The organism is Curtobacterium sp. MCBD17_019 (assembly GCF_003234555.1).
GTDB lineage: Bacteria > Actinomycetota > Actinomycetes > Actinomycetales > Microbacteriaceae > Curtobacterium.
The window spans coordinates 252,183-276,910 of the sequence record NZ_QKTT01000003.1 but is presented as its reverse complement, the minus strand read 5'-3'; the positions used below and the strand labels follow the sequence as shown (position 1 = coordinate 276,910).

The following is a 24,728-nucleotide window of genomic DNA, read 5'->3' as shown; positions in this document are numbered from 1 at the left end:
CGAACCCCGCTCGCAGCGCGGCGCGCACGAGCCGTCGCCGCGGCGCGGACCGTGCGACGACGCCCCGGTAGACTCGACCGCCGTGACCCCAGCCGAACTCTCCGCCGCGTACCTGTCGATCCTCGCCGGGATCGTCGAGCGACGGGGCGCCGCCGACACCGTCGTGGTGGGGGAGTCCCACGCGGCCCTCGAACGCCCCCGCAACCGGGCACACGGGGACTGGTCCTCGAACGCAGCCATGCAGCTCGCCAAGCGCCTCGGGACGAACCCGCGTGAGCTGGCCACCGAGATCGCCGGGGAGCTCACCGAGCTCGACGGCGTCGACGCGGTGGACGTCGCCGGCCCCGGCTTCATCAACATCACGCTCGAGGCCGCCGCCGCCGGAGCGATCGCGCGGACCATCGTCGAGGAGGGCGGTGCGTTCGGGCGCGGCGACCTCTACGACGGCGTCCGGATCGACCTCGAGTTCGTCTCCGCGAACCCGACCGGCCCGATCCACATGGGCGGCGTCCGCTGGGCCGCGGTCGGCGACAGCCTCGCGCGCGTGTTCACGGCGCAGGGCGGGCTCGTCACCCGTGAGTACTACTTCAACGACCACGGCGGCCAGATCGACCGCTTCGCCCGCAGCCTGCTCGCGAGCGCCCTCGGCGAGCCCACCCCCGAGGACGGCTACGGCGGTGCCTACATCACCGAGATCGCCGCCCGGGTCCTCGCCACCTTCGACGGCGACGTCGCCGACCTCCCGCGGGACGAGGCGCAGGAGCTCTTCCGGCGCGAGGGCGTCGAGTTCATGTTCGCCGACATCAAGGCGTCCCTGCACGACTTCGGCGTCGACTTCGACGTCTACTTCCACGAGAACTCGCTGCACGAGTCGAAGGCCGTCGAGCGCGCCATCGCCCGCCTCCGCGAGCTCGGGCACATGTACGAGGCAGACGGCGCCCTGTGGCTCCGCACGACCACGTTCGGTGACGACCGCGACCGCGTCGTGATCAAGTCCGACGGCGAGCCCGCGTACATCGCGGGCGACATCGCGTACTACCTCGACAAGCGCGAACGCGGGTTCGAGCGGAACCTCATCATGCTCGGCGCCGACCACCACGGCTACATCGGCCGGATGATGGCGATGTGCGCCGCCTTCGGCGACGAACCCGGCGTCAACCTCGAGATCCTCATCGGCCAGCTCGTCAACCTGCTCAAGGACGGCGAGCCCGTGCGCATGTCGAAGCGGGCCGGCAACGTCGTCACGATGGAGGACCTCGTCGACGCGGTCGGCGTCGACGCCGCCCGGTACGCCCTCGTCCGCTTCGCATCCGACACGGCGATCGACATCGACCTCGACCTCCTCGTCAAGCGCACGAACGACAACCCGGTGTTCTACGTCCAGTACGCCCACGCCCGGACGTGCGCCGTGGACCGCAACGCCGCGGCGAGCGGCGTGGACCGGTCGGTCTTCGACGGCTCGCTGCTCACCCACGAGACCGAGAGCGCACTGCTCGGCGCGCTCGCCGAGTTCCCGCGCGTCGTGCGCCAGGCGGCGGAACTCCGGGAGCCGCACCGCGTCACCCGGTACGTCGAGCAGCTGGCCGGTCTGTACCACCGCTGGTACGACGCCTGCCGCGTGACGCCGCTCGGCGACGAACCCGTGACGGACCTGCACCGGACGCGCCTCTGGCTCAACGACGCCACGGGGCAGGTCGTCCGCAACGGCCTGACGATGCTCGGGGTCACCGCACCCGAGCGGATGTAGCGCGTGTCGGCAGCGACGGCGACCGCCGGCGGCGCTCGGGGCCGGCGCCGCGGCGTCGTCGTCCTGGTCGTCCTCGTCCTGGTCCTCGCCGTCCTGGCGGTCGTCGCCGAGCTCGTCCTGCGGCACGTCGTCGACCGGACGATCGCCGACCGGATCGAGTCGTCCCTCCCGTCCGGCACGGCCGGCCACGTCGTCGCCGACGCGCACGGCGTGGTCATCCCGCAGCTCGTCGCCGGGCGACTCGACGACGTCGACATCACGACGCACGACCTGACCGTGCGCGGCGTCCCGCTCGCGGTCGACGCCACGGTGCACGACGTGCCCGTGCGGGGGACGGGACGGACGGGTCGCGCCGACGGCACGGTGCGTCTCACCGCGTCCGCGGTGCGGCAGGCCGGCGTGCTCGACCAGGTGGCGGGGGACGTCCGTCTCCGCGACGGCGGCGTCGCGTACGCCGGGCGCACCCGCTTCCTGGGCACCGACATCCGGTACCAGGTCACGGCCGCGGTCGCCGCAGCGGCGAGCGGACGGGGCGTGACGATCACCCCACACCAGGTGCGCGTCACGAACAGCGCGCTCGGCATCGACGTCGGCGGCCGCATCCCCGGCGTCTCCGGGACGCCGGTCGACGTGTGCACGGCCCGGTACCTCCCGGCCGCGCTGCGTCTGCGGTCGATCGCGATCACGGCCTCGGCCGCCACGATCCGCATCGACGCCGCGCACGTGCCGCTGTCGGACGACGCGCTCCGCACGACCGGGTCGTGCTCCTGATCCCACGGATCGGCCCGTCGTGACGCCCCGCGTCCACCCGGCCGGGAGGCCCGCCGTGGCTCGGTAGGCTGGACCGGCCCGGTGGTCCCGGGCCCCGTACCACCCCGGAAGGCCCCCGTGACCGGCAACCCCCTCGCCCCCGCACGTCTGTCCGTCCCCGACGACCCGAACGCCCTGGTCGCCCGCATCTGGCCGGCCTCGGCGACACGGACGGACGACGGTGACCTCGTCGTCGGCGGGGTCACCGCGTCCGATCTCGTGGCGCGCCACGGTTCCCCCCTGTACGTCGTCGACGCCTCCGACGTCCGCGCCCGTGCGGCGCGCGTGCGCGACGCGTTCGAGGACGCCTTCGCCCGCGTGGGTTCGACGGCGCACGTCTACTACGCCGGGAAGGCCTTCCTGACGACCCAGGTCGCCGCGTGGATGGCCGAAGCCGGCCTCCGCGTGGACGTCTGCACAGGCGGTGAGCTCGCCGTGGCGCTCGCGGGCGGCGTCGATCCCGGACGGCTCGGGTTCCACGGCAACGACAAGTCCGACGCCGAGATCGAGCGTGCCGTCGAGGTCGGACTCGGCACGATCGTGCTCGACAGCGTCGAGGAGATCGGCCGCGTCGCGCGGATCGCCGAGCGCGCAGGAGCGGTCCAGCGCGTCCGCATCCGGATCAACAGCGGCGTGCACGCCTCGACGCACGAGTACCTCGCCACCGCTCGCGAGGACCAGAAGTTCGGCATCCCCCTGACCGAGGCGGTCGCCGCGGGCCGGGCGGTCCGGGCGGAGCCGGCGTTGGCGTTCGTCGGGCTCCACTCGCACATCGGGTCGCAGATCTTCGACGAGGGCGGGTTCCGCGAGGCCGCCCGTCGCCTCGTCGAGGTCCACGCCGCCCTCGCCGCCGAGGGGCCCGTGCCGGAGCTCAACCTCGGTGGTGGCTGGGGCATCGACTACACCGAGTCGGACCGGGCGTTCGAGCCGGAGGACATCGCCGAGGCCCTCGCACGGATCATCGCGGACGCCTGCGCGGCACGGGACGTCCCCGTGCCGGTCGTCGCCGTCGAACCCGGGCGGTACATCGTCGGGCCGCCCGGCATCACGCTCTACCGCGTCGGTACCGTCAAGCCCGTCGAACTCGCACTCGACGCCTCGACCGCTGCACCGGGCGACGGGTCCGGAGCGGAGGACCCGCTGCGTGCCGAGGAGGCGCCGCACGGGCCGGTTGAGACCGCCGAGCACCGTCCCCTCGGACTGACCGCCGTCCGGACGTACGTGAGCGTCGACGGGGGCATGAGCGACAACGCGCGGCCCGCGCTCTACGACGCGGACTACACGGCCCGGCTCGCCCGCACCTCCGACGCCGCCCCGGTCCTCGTGCGCGTCGTCGGCAAGCACTGCGAGAGCGGCGACGTCGTGGTGCGGGACGACTACCTGCCGGGTGACGTCCACCGGGGTGACCTGCTCGCGGTGGCGGCGACCGGCGCCTACTGCTGGAGCCTCTCGAGCAACTACAACCACGTGGCGCGCCCGGCGGTGGTGGCGGTGACCGACGGCGTCGCCCGTATCCTCGTGCGGGGCGAAACGGTCGACGACCTGCTCGCCCGCGACGCCGGCCTCGTCCCGAGCGGCGGCGCCTTCGGCGGCCCGACCGCCCACGGCGTCCGCGGCGACGCATCCTGACCACCGTCCGCGCCCGACCCGCACGAGGTACACGAACCCCCATGATCGAATACCGCAACGTCCGCGTCGCGCTCCTCGGGGCCGGCTCCGTCGGCGCCCAGGTGGCGCGACTCCTGCTCGAGCACGGCGACGAGCTCGCGTCACGGGCGGGAGCGGGGCTCGAACTCGTCGGGATCGCGGTCCGCGACGTGGACGCGCCCCGTGACGTCGACCTGCCGCGGTCGCTGTACACGACGGACGCCGAGTCGCTCATCCTCGGCGCGGACATCGTCGTCGAGCTCATCGGCGGCATCGAACCGGCCCGGACCCTCGTGCTGCAGGCACTCGGTTCCGGCGCCGACGTCGTCACCGGCAACAAGGCGTTGCTCGCGACCCACGGGCCCGAGCTCTTCACGGCCGCCGAGCAGGTGGGCGCACAGCTCTACTACGAAGCGGCGGTCGCGGGGGCCATCCCGATCATCCGGCCGCTGCACGACTCGCTCGCCGGGGACCGCATCGACCGCATCATGGGCATCGTCAACGGCACGACGAACTTCATCCTCGACCGGATGGACCGCGAGGGCGAGAGCTTCGAGGACGCCCTCGCCACGGCCACCCGGCTCGGCTACGCGGAGGCCGACCCCACGGCGGACGTCGAGGGCTACGACGCGGCCCAGAAGGCCGCGATCCTGGCGTCCCTGGCCTTCCACACCACCGTGCCGCTGGCCGCCGTGCACCGCGAGGGCATCACCAGCGTCACGATCGAGCAGGTCCGCGCGGCCCGCAAGGCCGGCTACGTGGTCAAGATCCTCGCGCTGTGCGAGCGCCTGACCGACGCGGACGGCCGCGAGGGCGTGAGCGCACGCGTGTACCCGGCGCTCGTGCCCGAGGGGCACCCCCTGGCAGCCGTGCACGGCCCGAAGAACGCCGTCTTCGTCGAGGCCGAGGCCGCCGGCGACCTCATGTTCTACGGGGCCGGCGCGGGCGGCGTCGAGACCGCGTCGGCCGTGCTCGGCGACCTCGTGTCGGCGGCACGGCGGCACGTGATCGGCGGACCCGGTGTGGCGGAGTCGACGCAGTCGAACCTGCCGGTGTTCCCGATCGGCGTCGTCTCGACCCGGTACCAGATCACGATGCGCGTCACGGACGCCCCTGGCGTGTTGTCCACCGTGGCGGGGGTCCTCGCGCGGCACTCGGTCAGCGTCGAGACCGTCGAGCAGACCGTGGCCGGGGCTGCCCCGGCGTCGGACGCGGGCACCCCCGGGGCCACCGCTACATTGGTGATCGGCACGCACCGGGCCCGCGAGCACGACCTCGCGGCGACCGTGGTGGCACTCCGAGCCGAACCCGTCGTGGCCGCGGTCACGAGTGTCCTGAGAGTAGAGGGAGCCTGATGGCCCACCAGTGGCAGGGTGTCCTGCGCGAGTACGCCGACCGTCTCGACGTCACGGACGCGACCCCCATCGTGAGCCTCGGCGAGGGCGGCACCCCGCTCATCCGGGCCCGCGCGCTGTCGGAGCGAACGGGCGCCGACGTGTACGTCAAGTTCGAGGGGATGAACCCGACCGGGTCCTTCAAGGACCGCGGGATGACCATGGCCATCTCGAAGGCCGTCGAGCACGGCGCCGAGGCCGTCATCTGCGCCTCGACGGGCAACACGAGCGCCTCGGCCGCCGCGTACGCCGCACATGCCGGCATCACCGCCGCCGTGCTCGTGCCCGAGGGCAAGATCGCGATGGGCAAGTTGAGCCAGGCCGTCGCGCACGACGCGCAGTTGCTGCAGGTGCAGGGGAACTTCGACGACTGCCTCGACATCGCCCGGGACCTCGCGGCGAACTACCCCGTGCACCTCGTCAACTCGGTCAACAACGACCGCATCGAGGGACAGAAGACCGCCGCGTTCGAGGTCGTCGACGTCCTCGGGGACGCGCCCGACTTCCACTTCCTGCCGGTGGGCAACGCGGGCAACTACACCGCCTACGCGCGCGGCTACCGCGAGGACCTGGCCGCCGGACGGACGACCCGGCTGCCGCGCATGTTCGGTTTCCAGGCGGCAGGCGCCGCGCCGATCGTCCGCGGCGAGGTCGTCAAGCACCCGGAGACCGTCGCGAGCGCGATCCGGATCGGGAACCCGGCCTCCTGGCAGTTCGCGCTGGAGGCCCGCGAGGAGACCGACGGACACTTCGGCGCGATCGAGGACGACGCGATCCTCGCCGCGCAGCGGATCCTGTCCGCCGAGGTCGGCGTGTTCGTGGAGCCGGCGTCCGCCATCAGCGTCGCCGGACTGCTCCAGCAGGCCGAGGCCGGCGCGGTCCCGCGTGACGCGCGGGTCGTCCTCACCGTGACCGGCCACGGTCTCAAGGACCCGCAGTGGGCGTTGCGCGGCCCCGAGGGCACCGACGTCACGCCGACGACCGTGCCCGTGGACACCGCGGCCGTGGCGGACGTGCTCGGCCTGGTCGGGGCGCCTCGGTGAGCGCGGACCGCCCCGGACACGATCGGAAGGAGACGCCGTCCGGGTCCGGCGGCGGTCTCCGAACTGCACCGGCCGGACGGACCGTCGTCGTCCGTGTCCCCGCCACCACGGCGAACCTCGGGCCCGGGTTCGACTCGCTCGGGCTCGCCCTGTCGTTGTACGACGAGGTCACGGTCCGGGTGCTGCCCGAGCCGGGGCTCGTCGTGTCGGTGTCGGGCGTCGGCGCGGGCGAGGTACCGGAGGACGAGACGAACCTGGTCGTGCGAGCGGTCCGTCACGGGTTCGCGGCAGCCGGCGTCGAGCAGCCCGGACTCGAACTCCGCGCCACGAACGCTATCCCGCACGGTCGCGGGCTCGGTTCGTCGGCGGCCGCGATCGTCGCCGGGCTCATGGCGGCGCGGGGCCTGCTCGACGGCGTCACCGAGCTCTCCGCGTCCACGATGCTCGCCGTCGCGACCGAGATGGAGGGACACCCGGACAACGTCGCCCCGGCGCTCTTCGGTGGTCTCACGATCGCGTGGATGACGCCCGACGGGCCGGCGTACAAGCGCCTCCTCGTGCACCGCGGGGTGTCACCGGTGGTGTTCGTCCCCACGTCGACGCTCTCGACCAAGCTGGCGAGGAGCCTCCAGCCCGCATCCGTGCCCCACGCCGACGCTGCCTTCAACGTGTCGCGGTCGGCGTTGCTCGTCGCCGCCCTCATCCAGAGCCCGGAGCTGCTGCTCGCGGCGACGGAGGACCGCCTCCACCAGAGCTACCGCGCGAGCGCCATGCCCGAGACCGACGGGCTGATCCGGATGCTCCGCGAGCACGAGCTCGCGGCGGTCGTCAGCGGGGCCGGACCGAGCCTCCTCGTGCTCGGGAGCGACCCGGCGCAGCGCCTCCGGGCGGCCGATCTCGTGGCGCGACACGCGCACACGTCCTGGACGCCGCTCATGCTCGCCGTCGACCTCGGAGGTGCTACAGTGGTGCCGCACCCGGCCCCAGGGGCGAATGTGCCGCTCGTCGTACCCGTCTCGAAGTGATCGCGAACAACCCGATCGCCCGCGTCTGACGTCCTGCGGATCCCCAGGGCCCGGTGCATCGGGAACCATCTCTTTCAGAAGCCGTCTCCCGATCGTCGTCTGAACGGCGGTCGTGGCGTACCCGCGCGGGGGACGGCGAATTTCTCCGCGTTCTGCGGTCCGAAAGGAAATCCATCTTGACCGACGTCACCACCGCTGCGGGCTCCGCGGCGGACACCACAGCCGACCTGCGGGCACTCCGCCTCCCGGAGCTCCAGCGCATCGCCGCCGGCCTCGGCATCGCCGGCCTCTCCAAGCTCCGCAAGGGCGACCTCATCGCCGCGATCGAGGACAAGCGCGCCGAGTCGGCACCGACCGAGGTGCACCCGACGGGCGAGCCCGAGTCGGCCACCGGCAGCGAGGCCGCCGCCGTCTCCGAGACCGCCGCGCCGGCCCGCCACGAGCACCACGACGCGGGCGCCGAGGTCACGGACAGCGCCGACCTCGCCCCGGCCGGTGCCGTCGCCACCGGTCGCGGGCGGTCGCGTCGAGCCACGAGCGGCGGCACGGTCTCGACCGAGCCCACGCCCGCCGGCACCCACGCCAACGCCGGCCACACCGGCACCGAGGACCTCCTCGCCGGACTCGACGCCGTCCGCGCCGAGCGCGACGCCCAGCAGGAGGGCACGCCGCGGCGTCGCCGCCGTGCCACCAGCCAGGACCCGGCCGCTGTGACCGAGGCCCCGACGACGACCGCCCCGGCCGACGCCGGATCCGCGGTGGAGGCCGACACCGCCGACATCGTCGAGCAGGGCGGCACCGGCTCGCCGGCCGAGCCGCAGGGCACCGACCGCCAGCCGTCCGAGCAGGCCGGCGCCGACGCTCAGGCCGACGGCCAGGGTGACGGGCAGGGCGAACGCCGCGGTCGCCGCAGCCGTGGTCGTGGGCGCAACCGTGACCGCAACGGCGCAGAGGGCCAGAACGGTGGCGGCCAGAACGCCGACGCGCAGAACGGCGCCGCGACGGCGGGCCAGAACGGCGCCGGCCAGAACGCGCCTGGCCAGAACGCGGCCGGCCAGAACGCGGCCGGCCAGAACGGTGGCGGCCAGAACGGTGGCGGCCCGAACGGTGCCGGCCGGGGTGCCGAGCAGCAGCAGGGCCGGGGCCAGCAGGAGCAGGCCCGTTCCCAGGGTGACCAGGGGCAGCAGAACGGCCAGCGCGACCAGGCCAAGGGCCAGGGCGGCAACGGTCGCGGCAGCCAGCAGGAGCAGCAGCAGGAGGAGTCCCGCTCCCGACGCCAGCGCGACCGCAAGCGCGGGCGCGGCGGTCAGGGCGACGACTTCGAGCCGGAGATCACCGAGGACGACGTCCTCATCCCGATCGCGGGCATCCTCGACGTCCTCGACAACTACGCGTTCGTGCGGACCACGGGGTACCTCGCCGGGCCGAGCGACGTGTACGTGTCCCTCGGACAGGTGAAGAAGTACCACCTGCGCAAGGGCGACGCCGTCGTGGGCGCGATCAAGCAGCCGCGCGAGAACGACCACCAGGGCCGCCAGAAGTACAACGCGCTCGTCAAGGTCGACTCCGTGAACGGCCAGACGGTCGACGAGGCCGCCGCGCGGGTCGAGTTCGGGGACCTCACCCCGCTCTACCCGCAGGAGCGCCTGCGCCTCGAGACCGAGCCGGGCAAGCTCTCGACCCGGATCATCGACCTCGTATCGCCGATCGGCAAGGGCCAGCGCGGCCTCATCGTCTCGCCGCCGAAGGCCGGTAAGACGGTCGCGCTGCAGGCCATCGCGAACGCCATCTCGAAGAACAACCCCGAGGTCCACCTCATGGTCGTGCTCGTCGACGAGCGTCCCGAAGAGGTCACCGACATGCAGCGCACGGTCAAGGGCGAGGTCATCGCCTCGACGTTCGACCGTCCCGCCGAGGACCACACGACCGTCGCCGAGCTCGCCATCGAGCGGGCGAAGCGGCTCGTGGAGCTCGGTCACGACGTCGTCGTGCTGCTCGACTCGATCACCCGCCTCGGCCGCGCGTACAACCTCGCGACCCCGGCGTCGGGCCGGATCCTCTCCGGCGGTGTCGACTCGTCGGCGCTGTACCCGCCCAAGCGGTTCTTCGGCGCGGCACGGAACATCGAGAACGGCGGCTCGCTCACCATCCTCGCCACCGCGCTCGTCGAGACGGGGTCGAAGATGGACGAGGTGATCTTCGAGGAGTTCAAGGGCACCGGCAACATGGAGCTCCGGCTGAACCGCCACCTGGCGGACAAGCGGATCTTCCCTGCGGTCGACGTGAACGCGTCGGGCACGCGTCGCGAGGAGATGCTGCTCTCGAACGACGAGGTCAAGATCACCTGGCGGCTCCGTCGGGCGCTGGCCGGTCTCGATCCGCAGCAGGCGCTCGAGATCGTGCTGCGGAACCTGCGTGAGACGCAGTCGAACGTCGAGTTCCTCGTCCAGGTCCAGAAGTCGGTGCCCGCGACGAGCGGCCACAACGGCCACCAGGAGTAACGGGTGTTCGAGTCGGTGGCGGTGCTGCTGGCCGAACACGAGGACCTGACGCGTCAGCTGTCGGATCCCGCCGTCCACGCGGACGCGGCCAGGGCCAAGAAGATCAACCGTCGATACGCGGAGCTCAGCCAGATCACGTCGGCGTACGAGGCGTGGGAGGCGGCGGGGGAGGACCTCGCCGCCGCCCGCGAGCTCGCGCGCGAGGACGACGCGTTCGCCGAGGAGGTCCCCGCGCTCGAGGAGCACCTGCAGGCGACCCAGGAGCGTCTGCGGCGGCTCCTCATCCCGCGCGACCCGGACGACGGCCGTGACGTCATCATGGAGATCAAGGGCGGCGAGGGCGGCGCCGAGAGCGCGCTGTTCGCGGCCGACCTCCTGCGCATGTACACCCATTACGCCGAGTCCAAGGGCTGGAAGACGGAGCTCCTCGAACGCACCGAGTCCGACCTCGGTGGGTTCAAGGACGTCCAGGTGGCGATCAAGTCGAACGCGACGGACCCGTCCCAGGGCGTCTGGGCGCACCTCAAGTACGAGGGCGGCGTGCACCGCGTGCAGCGCGTGCCGGCGACCGAGTCGCAGGGCCGCATCCACACGTCGACGACCGGGGTGCTCGTGTTCCCCGAGGTCGACGAGCCCGAAGAGGTCGAGATCAACCAGAACGACCTCAAGATCGACGTGTACCGGTCCTCCGGCCCCGGCGGTCAGTCCGTGAACACGACGGACTCCGCGGTCCGCATCACGCACCTGCCGACGGGCATCGTCGTGTCGATGCAGAACGAGAAGTCGCAGCTGCAGAACCGCGAGGCCGCCATGCGCGTCCTCCGCGCGCGGATCCTCGCGCGGCAGCAGGAGGAACTCGACGCCGCGGCCTCCGACGCCCGTCGGTCGCAGATCCGCGGCATGGACCGCTCCGAGCGCATCCGGACGTACAACTTCCCCGAGAACCGGATCGCGGACCACCGCACCGGGTACAAGTCGTACGACCTCGACCGGGTCATGGACGGCGCCCTCGAGCCCGTGATCGAGTCCTGCATCCGCATGGACGAGGAGGCGCGCCTGGCCGACATCGGGGACCAGACGGCGTGAGCACCCCGGGCGGGCGCTCCGACGGGGAGGCCCGGCAGTCGACCGAGGCCGACGGCGCGTTCGCGGCGGATCGCCTCCTGCGGGAAGCGGCGGCCGCGCTGGCCGCGGCCGGTGTGCCGTCCCCGGACGTCGACGCCGAGCTGCTGCTCGCGTGGGCGACCACGACGTCGCGCGGGGCGGTGCTCGCCCGCGCGGTCACCGGCGGTCTCGTCCAGCCGGCGCACGTCGCGGCCTTCCGGCTGGCCGTGGCGCGCCGACGGATCCGCGAACCGCTGCAGCACATCACGGGCGAGGCCCACTTCCGTGCGCTGACGCTCGCGGTCGGCCCGGGGGTGTTCGTGCCCCGTCCGGAGACCGAGTCCGTCGCGCAGTTCGCGATCGACGCGGCGCGGGCCACGGCCGTCGCGGAGCCCGTCGTGGTCGACCTCGGGTCGGGGAGCGGCGCCATCGCCCTCGCGGTCGCCACCGAGGTCCCGACCGCCCGGGTCGTCGCCGTCGAGCGGTCACCCGAGGCGCTGCCCTGGACGCGCCGGAACATCGACGCCCACGGCGGGGCGGTCCGGCTCGTCGAGGGCGACCTCGCCGACGCGGTGCCCGACCTCGACGGGACCGTGCACGTCGTCGTGTCGAACCCGCCCTACGTGCCGGACGACGCCGTGCCTCGTGATCCCGAGGTCCGGGACCACGACCCGGCGGTCGCGCTCTACGGAGGCCCGGACGGTCTCGACGCCGTCCGTGCGCTCGCCCGGACGGCCCGCCGGTTGCTCGTGCCCGGCGGCGCACTCGTCGTCGAACACGCGGAGCACCAGGGGGCGGCGGTGCGCGACGTGCTCGCTGCCGAGGGGTTCCGGCGTCCGGAGACCCACCAGGACCTCACCGGGCGGGACCGCACGACCACCGCGACCCGTTAGTCCTGCTGCTCCGGGCCTCCCGACCGGCCGTGCCCGGCGACGAACGCGGCGACGGCGGCGACGAGGTCCGTCTCGGGCGTGACGTGGACGGCCGTGATGCCGACGTGCCGCGCGCCCTCGACGTTCTCGACCCGGTCGTCGGCGAAGAACGTGCGGACGGCGGGCACGCCGTGGTGACGGAGGGCGCTGCGGAAGACCTCGGGGTCGGGCTTGCGGGCACCGAAGTCGCTCGAGGTGTTCAGGTGCTCGCCGAACAGCGCGGGGAGTTCGGGTGCCCAACGCGCGATGTGCCGGGCCGCGAGGGGGCCGTTGTTCGTGAGCAGCGCGACGCGCCCGGCCCGGGCGGCGGTGCGGACGGCGTCGAGGGCGCGGGGGATCGGGGTCATCGCCGAGCCGCGGATCCGTGACCACTCCTGCTCGGGGACGCGGCACCCGAGCGCGGTCTCGAGCGCCGCGAGGTACGAGTCGCCGTCCGGCCAGTGTCCTGCCTCGGCCCGCCACTCACCCTCGTCGTTCCACCACCGTCGGCGCAGCTCGTCGAGGTCGTGCCCGGTGAGCGCCGTCATGCCCGCCATGCGGGTGCGCCAGTCGTACCGGTAGAGGACGTCGTCCATGTCGAACAGGAACAGGAGCGACGGTGCCGGGGCGGTCGCGTGCGAGGACGCGCCGGAGACAGGGTGTTGGTGGTCCACGATGCCTCCATCCTCCCGCACTATCATGGGCGGGCCATGGCCTCCCGACACGACTGCTCCGATGCTGACGGACTCCTGACCGGCATGCGGCTCGCACGGGCCGCGCTCGGTCGCGGGGAGCTCGTCGTCGTCCCCACCGACACCGTCTACGGTCTCGCGGCCGACGCCTTCTCGGCGAAGGCCGTGCAGCGACTGCTCGACGCCAAGGGCCGCACGCGGCAGTCGCCGCCACCCGTCCTCATCCCCGGGATCGCCACGCTCGACGCCCTCGCCGCCGAGGTCCCGGAGGTCGTGCGTGATCTCGTCGCGGAGTTCTGGCCGGGCGGCCTCACGGTCATCCTCCCGGCGCAGCCGTCGCTCGACTGGGACCTCGGCGAGACCCGGGGCACCGTCGCGCTGCGCATGCCGGACCAGCGCATCGCGCTCGAACTCCTGCACGAGGTCGGTCCGCTCGCGGTGTCGAGCGCCAACGCCACGGGCGTGCCCGCCGCGATGGACGTCGACGAGGCCGAGGCCATGCTCGGGGACAGCGTCGCGGTGTACCTCGACGGTGGCCGGCTCGCCCCGCACGAGGGCGTCGCGGCCTCGACCGGCTCGACCATCGTCGACGCGACCGGTCTCGCGACCGGGGGCGGGCTCCGCATCGTCCGGCACGGGGTGATCCCCGACGCCGAGATCGAGCGCGTCGCCGGTGGCGACCTCGTCACATGAGGTACTACCTGCTCGCCGGGGCCATCGCGGCCGCCGTGAGCTTCGGGCTGAGCTGGGTCGTGTGGAAGCTCGGGATGCGGTACCGGTGGTACCCGAAGGTCCGCGAGCGTGACGTCCACCGGACGCCGACCCCGCGCCTCGGCGGGATCGCGATGTTCCTCGGGATCATCGTGTCGCTGCTGTGCGCGTGGTTCGTGTTCCCGCACATCGCGGGCGTCGACTACTTCCGGCTCGTGTTCGCCGAGCCCGGTCGTGTCCTGGCGGTCCTGGCGGGCGCCACGATCATCGTCGTGCTCGGGGTCGCCGACGACATCTGGGACCTCGACTGGATGACGAAGCTCGCCGGGCAGATCATCGCGGCGGGCATCCTCGCCTGGCAGGGCGTCGCGATCGTGTCGCTCCCGATCGGCAACTCGCTCACGGTCGGCTCGAGCTACATGTCGCTCATCTTCACGGTGCTCGCGGTGGTCCTCGTCATGAACGCCGTCAACTTCATCGACGGTCTCGACGGGCTGGTCGCGGGCGTCGCGATCATCGGCGGCGGCGTGTTCTTCCTGTACAGCTTCTTCGTGAACCGCATCGTCGTGCAGACCGAGTTCTTCTTCAACCTGCCGTCCCTCCTGACCGCGGTCCTCGTCGGTGCCTGCTTCGGCTTCCTGCTGCTCAACTGGCATCCCGCCAAGCTGTTCATGGGTGACGCCGGAGCGCTGCTCGTCGGGTTCCTCATGGCGACGAGCGCGGTGTCGCTCACGGGCAACATCGACCCCGCGGCGGTGCACACGCGGACGCAGCTGCTCCCGGTGTTCATCCCGATCCTGCTGCCGTTCGCGATCCTCGTCGTGCCCATGCTCGACTTCGGACTCGCGGTGTTCCGCCGGGTGAGCGCGGGGAAGTCCCCGTTCTCGGCCGACCGCAAGCACCTCCACCACCGGCTGCTGGACATGGGACACTCGCACTTCCACGCGGTGCTCATCTTCTACGGCTGGACCGCCGTCGTGGCCGTCGGAGGCCTGCTGTTCCTGTTCCTGCCCTGGTACTGGGTGCTCGCGTTCGTGACGGTCGGTTTCCTCGTGTGCGCCGTCGTCACGTTCGCGCCCCTCGGCAGGAAACGCGCCGAGATCGTCGCCCAGAGCGCGGCGGGTGGCGAGGTCCCGGTCGACCCGGCCCTCGATCCCCTCGACCGCGCCGCGTCCCGCCGCGACGGCGCCCGCACCATCCCGGACGCGGCGCCATCGCCGCGCCGACCGACCACCGGAGAGTCCCGCTGATGAGCACCCCCGCGCCGAACGCGCTCGACCACGTCCGCCCCGTCTTCCGCCGGATCCTCGTCCAGGGAGCCGTGCTCGCGGTCGTCCTCGCCGTCGTCGGCGGCGTCGTCGGGCTCCTCGTCGCGGGTGGTCCCGGCCTGGCCGGTGGTCTCGTCGGCGCCGTGATGAGCGTGGTGTTCCTGGGCCTGACGGCCGCGAGCGTGCTCGTCGCGCTCCGGGTCTCCCGCGGGCAGATGATCAGCGGTGCCTTCTTCGGCATCGTGATGGGTACCTGGCTCGTCAAGTTCATCCTGTTCGTGGTGATCCTCGCCGTCCTGCGGGACCAGGACTGGGTGGACCGCGTCGTCATGGCGATCGCGATCATCGTCGGCATCGTCGGGAGCCTCGTCATCGACGTCTCGGCGGTCGCGCGGGCTCGTGTGCCCATCGACGTGCCGCTGCCGGGAGACCGCGACGGCCGGTCGGACCCTCGCGCCTGAGAGACCGAGAAGGCTCCCACACCTGATAGGCTTCTGGAAGTCCGTGTCGCCGAGCCCCGTTGCTCCGATCGGATCGCCTCCACTCAGTCCACCTCCGCGTGCTCATTGCGCGCTCGACACAGGAGACAGCGCTGCTATCCCACGCTCTTCCCCTGTCCCTCACCGCTGCGGGTTCGACCGTCGCGGCGGGGAGCAGTGACGCCGCGACGTTCCAGGGTCCCTCGATCAACGAGTTCTTCCCCGACCCGATCTTCTTCGCGGGGACCCCGATCGAGATCGACCGGCTCGTCATCATCCGGTTCATCGCGGTCGCTGTGCTGCTCGTGTTCGCCTTCGCCGGGACCCGGGCGCTCAAGCTCGTCCCGAACCGTGGGCAGGCGATGATCGAGTACGGCTTCGACGTCGTGCGGCGCAACGCGTTCGACAACCTGGGCGAGCGCGAGGGTCGGCGTTACCTGCCGCTGCTCGCCTCGATCTTCTTCGGCGTGCTGTTCATGAACCTCAGCGGACTCATCCCGGGTCTCAACCTGCAGGGCACCAGCCGCATCGCGATGCCGGCATTGCTCGCGGTGATCGCCTACATCGCGTTCATCTACGCCGGACTCCGGAAGCACGCCGGGACGTTCCTCCGGAACGCGCTGTTCCCGCCCGGTGTGCCCTGGTACCTGTACGTCATCGTGACGCCGATCGAGTTCGTCTCGACGTTCGTGCTCCGGCCGATCACGCTCACGCTGCGACTCCTCATGAACATGGTCGTCGGGCACCTCCTGCTCGTCCTGTTCTTCTCGGCGACCTGGTTCTTCTTCACGGAGTCGCACGGCCTGTTCAAGGTCTTCGGGATCGGGACGCTCGCGTTCGGGATCGCGTTCAGCTTCTTCGAGATCCTGGTGGCGCTCCTCCAGGCCTACGTCTTCATGCTCCTCACCGCTGTGTACATCCAGCTCGCGCTGGCTGACGAGCACTAACGAACCTCACTCCGGTCCCGGCGTCCGCCGGGACCGACCCCCAGGAAGGAAAACACGTGGACGCAACGACCGTTCTCGCGGCAATCAACGGCAACATCGCGACGGTTGGCTACGGCCTCGCGGCGATCGGCCCGGCCATCGGCGTCGGCATCGTGGTGGGCAAGACGATCGAGTCGGTCGCCCGCCAGCCCGAGCTCCAGGGCCGCCTGACGACCCTGATGTACATCGGTATCGCCTTCACCGAGGCGCTCGCCTTCATCGGCATCGCCACGTACTACATCTTCGCGTAAGGCTCCCGATGCAGAACGCACTGATCACCGCGGCCGGGGAGACGCACAACCCGCTCCTCCCCGAGACGTATGACATCCTCTGGTCGCTCGTCGCGTTCATCATCATCTTCATCGTGTTCTGGCGTGTCGTCACGCCGCGCATCACGAAGATGCTCGACGAGCGCACGGAGGCCATCGAGGGCGGCATCAAGAAGGCCGAGGCAGCCCAGCAGCAGGCCGTCGCCGCGCTCGACGAGTACAACAAGCAGCTCGCCGACGCCCGTGCCGAGGCCGCGCGCATCCGTGAGCAGGCCCGTGCCGACGCGACCGCGATCGGCAACGAGGTCCGCGAGCAGGCCGCGGCCGACGCCGCTCGTATCACCGCGAACGCGCAGGCCCAGATCGAGGCCGAGCGTGCGAGCGCCGTGCAGTCGCTGCGCTCCGAGGTCGGATCGCTCGCGATCGACCTCGCGTCCGGTGTCATCGGCGAGTCCCTCAAGGACGACGCGAAGGCCGCCGCGGTGGTCGATCGGTTCCTCGCCGACCTCGAGGCGTCGTCCGCGCGGTCCGAGGCCGGAACGGAGCACTGAGGATGCGCAGCGCCACCAGGACCGCACTCGAGGCCGTCCGCGAGACCCTCGCGGAGCTCGGAGACGCCGCGGACCTGTCCGCCGGTGTCGAGATCCTCTCGGCGGGCCGGACCATCGCCGGCGCTCCCCAGCTCCTCGGTGTGTTCGGCGACGCCACGGCGGACGCCGACGGCAAGCGTGCGCTCGTCCAGCGGGTGTTCGCCTCGCGCTCGGACGCGGTCCGCGCGGTGCTCTCGGCGGTCGTCGCGGAGCGGTGGTCGTCGCACCGGGACCTCCTCGCGGGCATCGAGGACGCGGGCATCCGCGCTCTCGCGCGCAGTGCCGGACCCGAGACGTCGATCGAGCGCGAGCTCTTCACGTTCGAGACCGCCGTCCGTTCCGATGCCGACCTCGAGCTCGCACTCGGCACGAAGCTCGGGAGCCCCGAGCAGAAGGCGGCACTGGTGGAGCGACTGCTCGACGGCAAGGCCTCGGCGCAGACCATCGCGATCCTGTCGGCCCTCGTGCAGCAGCCGCGCGGTCGCCGGATCGGTGAGATCGTGCGGGCCGCGTCCGAGATCGTCGCCGCGGAGGCGGACCAGGTCGTCGCCGTGGTGATCAGCGCCGCACCGCTCGAGCACGAGCAGCGGGATCGCCTCGGCCGGACGCTCGCCAACCGGTACGGGCGCACGATCAACTTGAACGAGGTCGTGGACCCCACCGTCGTCGGCGGCATCCGGGTCCAGGTCGGCGGCGACGTCATCGACGGCACCGTCAACACGCGGCTCCAGCAGTTGCGCCTCGAGTTCGCCGGTTGAGCACGAGGTCGGGGGCAGGACGTACCCTCGACACCACACGGTCAGCAGCAACGCGTCCGAGATGAACCAGGGTGGGGCCGTCGAGGTCCGACTCGAACGGGCACACACACCTCGGGGCCATCGGTCTCGAAAACCAACAAGGAATATCCCCATGGCAGACATCACCATCAGCCCCGATGAGATCCGTGATGCCCTGAAGGACTTCGTCTCGAACTACGAGCCGACGAAGGCCTCCACGGCCGAGGTCGGTCACGTGATCGACGCAGCCGACGGCATCGCCCACGTCGAGGGCCTCCCCGGCGTCATGGCCAACGAGCTGATCCGCTTCGCGGACGGCACGCTCGGCCTCGCGCAGAACCTCGACGAGGACGAGATCGGCGTCATCGTGCTCGGCGAGTTCGCCGGCGTCGAAGAGGGCCAGGAAGTCACCCGCACCGGCGAGGTGCTCTCCGTCCCCGTCGGCGACGGGTACCTCGGGCGCGTCGTGGACCCGCTCGGCACCCCGCTCGACGGCCTCGGCGAGATCGCGTCGGAGGGCCGCCGCGCCCTCGAGCTCCAGGCTCCGGGCGTCATGGCCCGCAAGTCGGTGCACGAGCCGATGCAGACCGGCATCAAGGCCATCGACGCCATGATCCCGATCGGCCGCGGTCAGCGTCAGCTCATCATCGGCGACCGCCAGACCGGCAAGACGGCCATCGCGATCGACACGATCATCAACCAGAAGGCCAACTGGGAGTCCGGCGACGTCGACAAGCAGGTGCGCTGCATCTACGTCGCGATCGGCCAGAAGGGTTCGACGATCGCCTCCGTCAAGGGTGCGCTCGAGGACGCCGGCGCGATGGAGTACACCACCATCGTCGCCGCCCCCGCCTCCGACCCCGCGGGCTTCAAGTACCTCGCCCCGTACACCGGCTCGGCCATCGGTCAGCACTGGATGTACGGCGGCAAGCACGTCCTCATCATCTTCGACGACCTGTCGAAGCAGGCCGAGGCCTACCGCGCGGTGTCCCTCCTCCTCCGTCGTCCGCCGGGGCGCGAGGCCTACCCGGGTGACGTCTTCTACCTGCACTCCCGGCTCCTCGAGCGTTGCGCGAAGCTGTCCGACGAGCTCGGTGCCGGTTCGATGACGGGCCTGCCGATCATCGAGACCCGTGCCAACGACGTCTCGGCCTACATCCCGACGAACGTGATCTCGATCACGGACGGCCAGATCTTCCTGCAGTCGGACCTGTTCAACGCGAACCAGCGTCCGGCGGTCGACGTGGGCATCTCGGTGTCGCGCGTCGGGGGCGACGCCCAGGTCAAGTCGATCAAGAAGGTCTCCGGGACGCTCAAGCTCGAACTCGCCCAGTACCGGGCGCTCGAGGCCTTCGCGATGTTCGCTTCGGACCTCGACCAGGCCTCGCGTCGTCAGCTCGACCGCGGAGCCCGGCTCACCGAGCTCCTCAAGCAGCCGCAGTACTCGCCGTACCCCGTCGAGGACCAGGTCGTCTCGATCTGGGCCGGCACCAACGGCAAGCTCGACGAGGTCCCGGTGTCGGACGTCCTCCGGTTCGAGGCCGAGTTGCTCGACCACCTGAAGCGCAACACGTCGATCCTCGACACGCTGCGCGAGACGAACGTCCTCGACGACGACACGATCTCGGCGCTCGGTGCGGCGATCGACGACTTCAAGAAGGGGTTCCAGACGGGCGAGGGCAAGACGCTCGCCTCGGTCGGGAACGAGCAGTTCGCCGCAGCGGACGCCGACGACGTCGATCAGGAGCAGATCGTCCGCGGACGCCGCTGACCTCCGGGTCCGCGCGTCCTGACGATCTCCACCTCCCGAACAAGAACGGACAGCAATGGGAGCACAACTCCGGGTCTACCGGCAGCGCATCCGCTCGGCGCAGACGACCAAGAAGGTCACGCGCGCCATGGAGCTGATCTCCGCGTCGCGGATCCAGAAGGCGCAGGCCCGCATGGCCGCGTCCGGCCCGTACTCGCGGGCCGTGACGCGTGCCGTGTCCGCCGTGGCCACCTTCTCGAACGTCGAGCACGTGCTGACGACCGAACCGGCCAGCTCGACGCGTGCCGCGATCGTCGTGTTCACGTCGGACCGCGGGCTGAACGGTGCGTTCAGCTCGAACGTGCTGAAGCAGACCGAGGAGCTCGCGTCGCTGCTGCGCAGCGAGGGCAAGGACGTCGTCTACTACCTCGTGGGCCGGAAGTCGGTCGGGTACTTCTCGTTCCGCCAGCGTGACTCGGAGCGGCAGTGGATCGGCGGCACGGACCAGCCGTCCTTCTCGACGGCCAAGGAGATCGGCGACGCGGTCGTCGGCAAGTTCCTGCAGGAGACGTCCGAGGGCGGTGTGGACGAGATCCACATCGTGTTCAACCGGTTCGTGAGCCTCGTGACCCAGGAGCCGCAGGTCGTGCGACTGCTGCCGCTCGAGGTGGTCGAGGGAGTCGACGCTCCGGCGGACGACGCTCCGCTCCCGCTGTACGAGTTCGAGCCGGACGCGGACGCCGTCCTCGACGCCCTGTTGCCCGTCTACATCGAAAGCCGCATCTTCAACGCGATGCTGCAGTCCGCCGCCTCGGAGCACGCTGCTCGCCAGCGCGCGATGAAGTCCGCCAGTGACAACGCGGACTCGCTGATCCGCGACTTCACGCGGCTCGCGAACAACGCGCGTCAGGCCGAGATCACCCAGCAGATCTCCGAGATCGTCGGCGGTGCCGACGCGCTCTCCGGCACCAAGAAGTAACCCCACCAGGGTCAGAAACCACCCCCAGGAAGGCACCAGCCATGACCGACACCGCCACCATCGCGGTCGAGTCGTCGTCGGCACCCGGCGTCGGCCGGATCGCCCGCGTCACGGGCCCCGTCGTCGACATCGAGTTCCCGCACGACGCGATCCCCGACATCTACAACGCGCTCCACACGACGATCACGCTCGGCGAGAACCAGCAGGAGATCACGCTCGAGGTCGCCCAGCACCTCGGCGACGACCTGGTGCGCGCGATCGCCCTCAAGCCGACGGACGGCCTCGTCCGCGGCCAGGAGGTCCGCGACACCGGTGCGCCGATCTCGGTGCCGGTCGGTGACGTCACCAAGGGCAAGGTGTTCGACGTCACGGGGAACATCCTCAACGCCCAGCCCGGTGAGCACATCGAGATCACCGAGCGCTGGCCCATCCACCGCAAGGCCCCGGCGTTCGACCAGCTCGAGTCGAAGACCACGATGTTCGAGACGGGCATCAAGGTCATCGACCTCCTCACCCCGTACGTGCAGGGTGGCAAGATCGGCCTGTTCGGTGGTGCGGGTGTCGGCAAGACCGTCCTCATCCAGGAGATGATCCAGCGCGTTGCCCAGGACCACGGCGGTGTGTCGGTGTTCGCGGGCGTCGGTGAGCGCACCCGTGAGGGCAACGACCTCATCGGCGAGATGGACGAGGCCGGGGTCTTCGACAAGACCGCCCTGGTGTTCGGCCAGATGGACGAGCCGCCGGGAACGCGCCTCCGCGTGGCGCTGTCGGCCCTGACCATGGCCGAGTACTTCCGCGACGTCCAGCGGCAGGACGTGCTGCTGTTCATCGACAACATCTTCCGCTTCACGCAGGCGGGCTCCGAGGTCTCGACGCTGCTCGGTCGCATGCCGTCCGCGGTGGGCTACCAGCCGAACCTCGCCGACGAGATGGGTGTGCTCCAGGAGCGCATCACCTCGACGCGGGGCCACTCGATCACCTCGCTCCAGGCGATCTACGTGCCGGCCGACGACTACACCGACCCGGCGCCGGCCACGACGTTCGCACACCTCGACGCGACGACGGAGCTCTCGCGTGAGATCGCGTCGCAGGGCCTGTACCCGGCGGTCGACCCGCTCGCGTCGACCTCGCGCATCCTCGACCCGCGCTACCTGGGCCAGGACCACTACGAGACCGCGACCCGCGTCAAGCAGATCCTCCAGAAGAACAAGGAGCTGCAGGAGATCATCGCGATCCTCGGTGTGGACGAGCTCTCCGAAGAGGACAAGATCACCGTCGAGCGTGCTCGTCGGATCCAGCAGTTCCTCTCGCAGAACACCTACATGGCGAAGAAGTTCACGGGCGTCGAGGGCTCCACCGTCCCGCTCAAGGACACGATCGAGTCGTTCCGCGCCATCGCGGACGGCGAGTTCGACCACGTCGCCGTGCAGGCGTTCTTCAACGTCGGTGCGATCTCCGACGTCGAGGAGAAGTGGGCGCAGATCCAGAAGGAGAACCGCTGATCATGGCCGGTCTCACCGTGAGCGTCGTGTCGGCCGACCAAGAGGTCTGGACGGGCGACGCCACCATGGTCGTGGCCCGGACGACCGAGGGGCAGATCGGTGTCCTCGCGGGGCACGAGCCCATGCTCGCCATCCTCGCGCAGGGGCAGGTGCGGATCTCGCGCGCCGACGGGAGCACCGTCCACGCGGACGCCGAAGACGGCTTCCTGTCGGTCGAACACGACACCGTCACGATCGTGGCGCGCCAGGCCGCCCTCGCGTCCACCGGAGGACGGGCCTGAGCGGACTGACGATCCTCCTCCCGCCGTCGGAGACCAAGCGGGAGGGCGGTGACGACACGCGCCCCTTCGACCTCGGTGCGCTGTCGTTCCCAGAACTGACCAGTGAGCGGGTCGCGGTGATCGCCGCGGCCCGCTCCGTCAGTTCTGACGACGAGTCGGCGCGGTACGCGCTGCGACTCGGTCCGCGATCCGTGGGGGAGCGTCTCCGCAACCTCTCCCTGGAGGGTGCGCCGACCCTCCCGGCCGTGGAGCGGTACACGGGTGTCCTGTACGACCCACTCGACGCGTCCTCCGCGCCGCCGGCGGTCCGCGAGTGGTGGCAGCGACACGTGATCGTGCAGTCCGCGATGTTCGGTCCCATCGCGGCTGGTGATCCGATCCCGGCCTACCGCCTGTCCCACGACGCGCGGCTGGGGAACCTCCGCCTGGGGAGCGTGTGGCCGGGGTCGACCGCGCGGGCGCTCGGATCGCGCGGAGTCGACGGCGTCGTGCTCGACCTCCGTTCCGAGGGGTACCGTGCGCTCGGGCCGGTGTCCGGATCGGTCCGGCTCCGCGTCGTGTCGGAGGGAACGGACGGCCGTCGCCGCGCGCTGAACCACTGGAACAAGACCGCGAAGGGCCGGCTCGTCTCCGCACTCGGTCGGGCTCAGATCGAGCCGGGGTCCATGTCGGACCTCGCCGACTGGGCTCGGACGGTCGGGATCGGGCTCGATCGGACGTCCGACGGATGGGACCTCGTGGCGGAGACCCTCGAACCCGCGACAGTGTGACGAGTGCCGCCCCTCGCGGGCAGGGGAGCACGGTCGACTACGGTGGAACGACCGATCCGGGGAGGTGGACATGGGCGAGGACGACGACACCATCCTCGGACGTCCGGTGACGCGGCCGTCCCCGCCGCATCCCCACGTGCGGCACGCCCGTGACGACGGCGGTCCGGCGCGGCCCACGGCAGGGTCGACCACGACCGGGTCGCCGCATCCGGGCACCGACGGCGTCGAGTCCGGGCGCGTCCCGGCGATCCGGGTCGGCGAACAGGTCGTCCGGCTCGACCGGCCGGTGGTCATCGGTCGTCGTCCCGCACCACCGCGGGTGCCGCTCACCGCACGGCCGCTGCTCGTCACCGTGCCCTCCCGGCACGGTGAGGTCTCGGGCTCGCACCTCGCCGTCCGCGCTGAGGGAACCGCCGTCGTCGTGGAGGACCTCGCGTCCACGAACGGCACGGTCGTGCGTGCGCCCGGTGCCCGTCCGTTCCGCATGCCCTCCGGTGCCGCGATCGTCGTGCTCACCGGTACGGTGGTGGACATCGGGGACGGCAACACCGTCGAGATCCTGTCCCGTCACCTCCGCATCCCGGAAGCGACCCGCGGCGGTCTGGCCGGTGACCCCCTCGACCTCCCACCGATCCCACGACACCACGACTGAGAGCGACCCACCCGTGACGGAACTCGGCCGACCGACGTCGGCGCACTCCCTGGCCCTGCCCGGTGCGGACGGCGGTGCCCTCACGCTCTCGTGGGGGGCCGCGACCGACGTCGGTCGGCGTCGCGACCACAACGAGGACAGCTACCTCGTCGAGTCGCCGTTCTTCGTCGTGGCGGACGGCATGGGCGGCCACCTCGCGGGGGACCGGGCGAGCGACGCGGTGGTCCGTCGTCTCGGGGCGCTCCGCGACGTCTTCGCCTCGGAGGACGCGATCCAGGCCGCGCTCGTGCGCGCGACGTCGGACATCGAGCGCGCGGCCGGGGGCAACGCGATCGGTGCCGGCACCACCGTGACGGGCGTCGCGATCATCGCGGCAGGGGGCGTCCCCGCGGCGCTCGTGTTCAATGTCGGGGACTCGCGGACCTACCGTGTCGAGAACGGCGCGATGCGACGGGTGACCGTCGACCACTCTGTGGTCCAGGAGATGGTGGATGCCGGGCTGCTCCGCGCCGAGGACGCCGAGTCTCACCCGGACAGCAACGTCATCACGCGCGCGGTCGGGTTCGGCGAGACGCCGGAGCCCGACTTCTGGACGCTGCCGCTGCACGCGGGTGACCGCTACATCATCTGCTCCGACGGTCTCACGAAGGAGATCGGCGACGTGGGGATCTCCCGGATCGCGGCGAAGGTGGACGACCCGCAGCAGCTCGCCGAGCGCCTGGTGGGTGACGCGATCGTCGCCGGTGGCCGCGACAACGTGACGGTCGTGGTCCTGCAGGTCGACGCCGCGCCGCACGCCGACGACGTCGAGGACACGCTGCCCCGCCACCGGTCCGCCTGA

The 24,728-nt window shown here is 71.4% G+C and carries 24 protein-coding genes; 23 read left to right on the top strand and 1 reads right to left on the bottom strand.

Going from position 1 to position 24,728, the window contains the following annotated elements; all coding sequences use genetic code 11:
• Positions 1 to 82: 82 nt before the first annotated feature.
• The 9 genes from argS (at position 83) to prmC (ending at position 12,164) form a co-directional block, all read left to right on the top strand.
• Positions 83 to 1,747 carry an arginine--tRNA ligase gene (gene argS, locus DEI82_RS04790; protein WP_111035925.1) on the top strand — a complete coding sequence of 555 codons (1,665 nt, stop codon included), beginning with the start codon at positions 83 to 85 and terminating at the stop codon, positions 1,745 to 1,747.
• A 3-nt stretch (positions 1,748 to 1,750) separates the two neighbouring features.
• Positions 1,751 to 2,518, top strand: a complete 768-nt coding sequence (locus tag DEI82_RS04785) for an LmeA family phospholipid-binding protein (RefSeq protein ID WP_111035924.1) — start codon at positions 1,751 to 1,753, stop codon at positions 2,516 to 2,518.
• Between the two features lie 117 nt (positions 2,519 to 2,635).
• Positions 2,636 to 4,186, top strand: coding sequence for an alanine racemase (locus tag DEI82_RS04780; protein WP_111035923.1), 1,551 nt, complete (start codon positions 2,636 to 2,638; stop codon positions 4,184 to 4,186).
• Between the two features lie 41 nt (positions 4,187 to 4,227).
• Positions 4,228 to 5,559 (top strand): homoserine dehydrogenase, encoded by a 1,332-nt coding sequence (locus DEI82_RS04775; protein ID WP_111009205.1) that lies wholly within the window; start codon positions 4,228 to 4,230, stop codon positions 5,557 to 5,559.
• Complete coding sequence (gene thrC / locus DEI82_RS04770) at positions 5,559 to 6,641, top strand: threonine synthase (RefSeq protein WP_111035922.1); 1,083 nt, start codon at positions 5,559 to 5,561, stop codon at positions 6,639 to 6,641. Before DEI82_RS04775 ends, thrC begins: the two co-directional genes overlap by 1 nt.
• Positions 6,638 to 7,666, top strand: coding sequence for a homoserine kinase (thrB, locus tag DEI82_RS04765; protein ID WP_111035921.1), 1,029 nt, complete (start codon positions 6,638 to 6,640; stop codon positions 7,664 to 7,666). The genes thrC and thrB overlap by 4 nt, the downstream gene beginning before the upstream one ends.
• A 176-nt stretch (positions 7,667 to 7,842) precedes the next feature.
• Complete coding sequence (rho, locus tag DEI82_RS04760) at positions 7,843 to 10,167, top strand: transcription termination factor Rho (protein ID WP_111035920.1); 2,325 nt, start codon at positions 7,843 to 7,845, stop codon at positions 10,165 to 10,167.
• A gap of 3 nt (positions 10,168 to 10,170) precedes the next feature.
• The gene (gene prfA, locus DEI82_RS04755; protein WP_111009201.1) at positions 10,171 to 11,253 is read left to right on the top strand and encodes a peptide chain release factor 1; all 1,083 of its coding nucleotides are present in this window, start codon (positions 10,171 to 10,173) and stop codon (positions 11,251 to 11,253) included.
• Positions 11,254 to 11,330: 77 nt separating this feature from the next.
• Positions 11,331 to 12,164, top strand: coding sequence for a peptide chain release factor N(5)-glutamine methyltransferase (gene prmC, locus DEI82_RS04750; protein WP_181435107.1), 834 nt, complete (start codon positions 11,331 to 11,333; stop codon positions 12,162 to 12,164).
• On the opposite strand, the gene DEI82_RS04745 is transcribed toward prmC, so the two are convergent.
• Positions 12,161 to 12,856 (bottom strand): HAD family phosphatase, encoded by a 696-nt coding sequence (locus DEI82_RS04745; RefSeq protein WP_258370144.1) that lies wholly within the window; start codon positions 12,854 to 12,856, stop codon positions 12,161 to 12,163. The genes prmC and DEI82_RS04745 overlap by 4 nt on opposite strands.
• Before the next feature lie 36 nt (positions 12,857 to 12,892).
• Here DEI82_RS04745 and DEI82_RS04740 point away from each other — a divergent pair, with 36 nt between their 5' ends.
• From DEI82_RS04740 to DEI82_RS04675, 14 genes are all read left to right on the top strand, one after another.
• Positions 12,893 to 13,567: an L-threonylcarbamoyladenylate synthase gene (locus DEI82_RS04740; RefSeq protein WP_111009198.1), complete on the top strand. Its 675-nt coding sequence runs from the start codon at positions 12,893 to 12,895 to the stop codon at positions 13,565 to 13,567.
• Positions 13,564 to 14,835, top strand: a complete 1,272-nt coding sequence (locus DEI82_RS04735) for an MraY family glycosyltransferase (protein WP_111013227.1) — start codon at positions 13,564 to 13,566, stop codon at positions 14,833 to 14,835. The genes DEI82_RS04740 and DEI82_RS04735 overlap by 4 nt, the downstream gene beginning before the upstream one ends.
• Positions 14,835 to 15,314 (top strand): hypothetical protein, encoded by a 480-nt coding sequence (locus DEI82_RS04730; RefSeq protein WP_111013228.1) that lies wholly within the window; start codon positions 14,835 to 14,837, stop codon positions 15,312 to 15,314. Before DEI82_RS04735 ends, DEI82_RS04730 begins: the two co-directional genes overlap by 1 nt.
• A gap of 104 nt (positions 15,315 to 15,418) precedes the next feature.
• Positions 15,419 to 16,279: a F0F1 ATP synthase subunit A gene (gene atpB / locus DEI82_RS04725; RefSeq protein WP_111013381.1), complete on the top strand. Its 861-nt coding sequence runs from the start codon at positions 15,419 to 15,421 to the stop codon at positions 16,277 to 16,279.
• 56 nt (positions 16,280 to 16,335) lie between these two features.
• A complete protein-coding gene (gene atpE, locus DEI82_RS04720; RefSeq protein ID WP_092096151.1) occupies positions 16,336 to 16,569 on the top strand; it encodes an ATP synthase F0 subunit C in 234 nt (77 codons plus the stop codon).
• Positions 16,570 to 16,577: 8 nt separating this feature from the next.
• Positions 16,578 to 17,138 carry a F0F1 ATP synthase subunit B gene (locus DEI82_RS04715; protein ID WP_111009195.1) on the top strand — a complete coding sequence of 187 codons (561 nt, stop codon included), beginning with the start codon at positions 16,578 to 16,580 and terminating at the stop codon, positions 17,136 to 17,138.
• A 2-nt stretch (positions 17,139 to 17,140) separates the two neighbouring features.
• The gene (locus DEI82_RS04710; RefSeq protein ID WP_111013229.1) at positions 17,141 to 17,935 is read left to right on the top strand and encodes a F0F1 ATP synthase subunit delta; all 795 of its coding nucleotides are present in this window, start codon (positions 17,141 to 17,143) and stop codon (positions 17,933 to 17,935) included.
• 151 nt (positions 17,936 to 18,086) lie between these two features.
• Positions 18,087 to 19,724, top strand: a complete 1,638-nt coding sequence (gene atpA, locus DEI82_RS04705) for a F0F1 ATP synthase subunit alpha (protein WP_111009193.1) — start codon at positions 18,087 to 18,089, stop codon at positions 19,722 to 19,724.
• A 55-nt stretch (positions 19,725 to 19,779) separates the two neighbouring features.
• A complete protein-coding gene (locus DEI82_RS04700) occupies positions 19,780 to 20,682 on the top strand; it encodes a F0F1 ATP synthase subunit gamma (RefSeq protein ID WP_111013230.1) in 903 nt (300 codons plus the stop codon).
• Positions 20,683 to 20,723: 41 nt separating this feature from the next.
• Positions 20,724 to 22,184, top strand: a complete 1,461-nt coding sequence (atpD, locus tag DEI82_RS04695; RefSeq protein ID WP_111009191.1) for a F0F1 ATP synthase subunit beta — start codon at positions 20,724 to 20,726, stop codon at positions 22,182 to 22,184.
• Between the two features lie 2 nt (positions 22,185 to 22,186).
• Complete coding sequence (locus tag DEI82_RS04690; protein ID WP_111009190.1) at positions 22,187 to 22,465, top strand: F0F1 ATP synthase subunit epsilon; 279 nt, start codon at positions 22,187 to 22,189, stop codon at positions 22,463 to 22,465.
• Complete coding sequence (locus DEI82_RS04685; protein WP_111013382.1) at positions 22,462 to 23,235, top strand: YaaA family protein; 774 nt, start codon at positions 22,462 to 22,464, stop codon at positions 23,233 to 23,235. Before DEI82_RS04690 ends, DEI82_RS04685 begins: the two co-directional genes overlap by 4 nt.
• 70 nt (positions 23,236 to 23,305) lie before the next feature.
• Complete coding sequence (locus DEI82_RS04680) at positions 23,306 to 23,887, top strand: FHA domain-containing protein (protein WP_111025662.1); 582 nt, start codon at positions 23,306 to 23,308, stop codon at positions 23,885 to 23,887.
• Between the two features lie 13 nt (positions 23,888 to 23,900).
• Positions 23,901 to 24,728 (top strand): PP2C family serine/threonine-protein phosphatase, encoded by an 828-nt coding sequence (locus DEI82_RS04675; RefSeq protein ID WP_111009188.1) that lies wholly within the window; start codon positions 23,901 to 23,903, stop codon positions 24,726 to 24,728.

Bases quoted from the DNA above. Each gene is read 5' to 3' on its own strand.
- DEI82_RS04735 (WP_111013227.1), top strand. From the start codon at position 13,564: ATGAGGTACTACCTGCTCGCCGGGGCCATCGCGGCCGCCGTGAGCTTC.
- DEI82_RS04700 (WP_111013230.1), top strand. From the start codon at position 19,780: ATGGGAGCACAACTCCGGGTCTACCGGCAGCGCATCCGCTCGGCGCAG.
- DEI82_RS04730 (WP_111013228.1), top strand. From the start codon at position 14,835: ATGAGCACCCCCGCGCCGAACGCGCTCGACCACGTCCGCCCCGTCTTC.
- DEI82_RS04775 (WP_111009205.1), top strand. From the start codon at position 4,228: ATGATCGAATACCGCAACGTCCGCGTCGCGCTCCTCGGGGCCGGCTCC.
- DEI82_RS04680 (WP_111025662.1), top strand. From the start codon at position 23,306: ATGGGCGAGGACGACGACACCATCCTCGGACGTCCGGTGACGCGGCCG.
- thrC (WP_111035922.1), top strand. From the start codon at position 5,559: ATGGCCCACCAGTGGCAGGGTGTCCTGCGCGAGTACGCCGACCGTCTC.
- DEI82_RS04710 (WP_111013229.1), top strand. From the start codon at position 17,141: ATGCGCAGCGCCACCAGGACCGCACTCGAGGCCGTCCGCGAGACCCTC.
- atpA (WP_111009193.1), top strand. From the start codon at position 18,087: ATGGCAGACATCACCATCAGCCCCGATGAGATCCGTGATGCCCTGAAG.
- DEI82_RS04715 (WP_111009195.1), top strand. From the start codon at position 16,578: ATGCAGAACGCACTGATCACCGCGGCCGGGGAGACGCACAACCCGCTC.
- atpD (WP_111009191.1), top strand. From the start codon at position 20,724: ATGACCGACACCGCCACCATCGCGGTCGAGTCGTCGTCGGCACCCGGC.
- DEI82_RS04740 (WP_111009198.1), top strand. From the start codon at position 12,893: ATGGCCTCCCGACACGACTGCTCCGATGCTGACGGACTCCTGACCGGC.
- DEI82_RS04690 (WP_111009190.1), top strand. From the start codon at position 22,187: ATGGCCGGTCTCACCGTGAGCGTCGTGTCGGCCGACCAAGAGGTCTGG.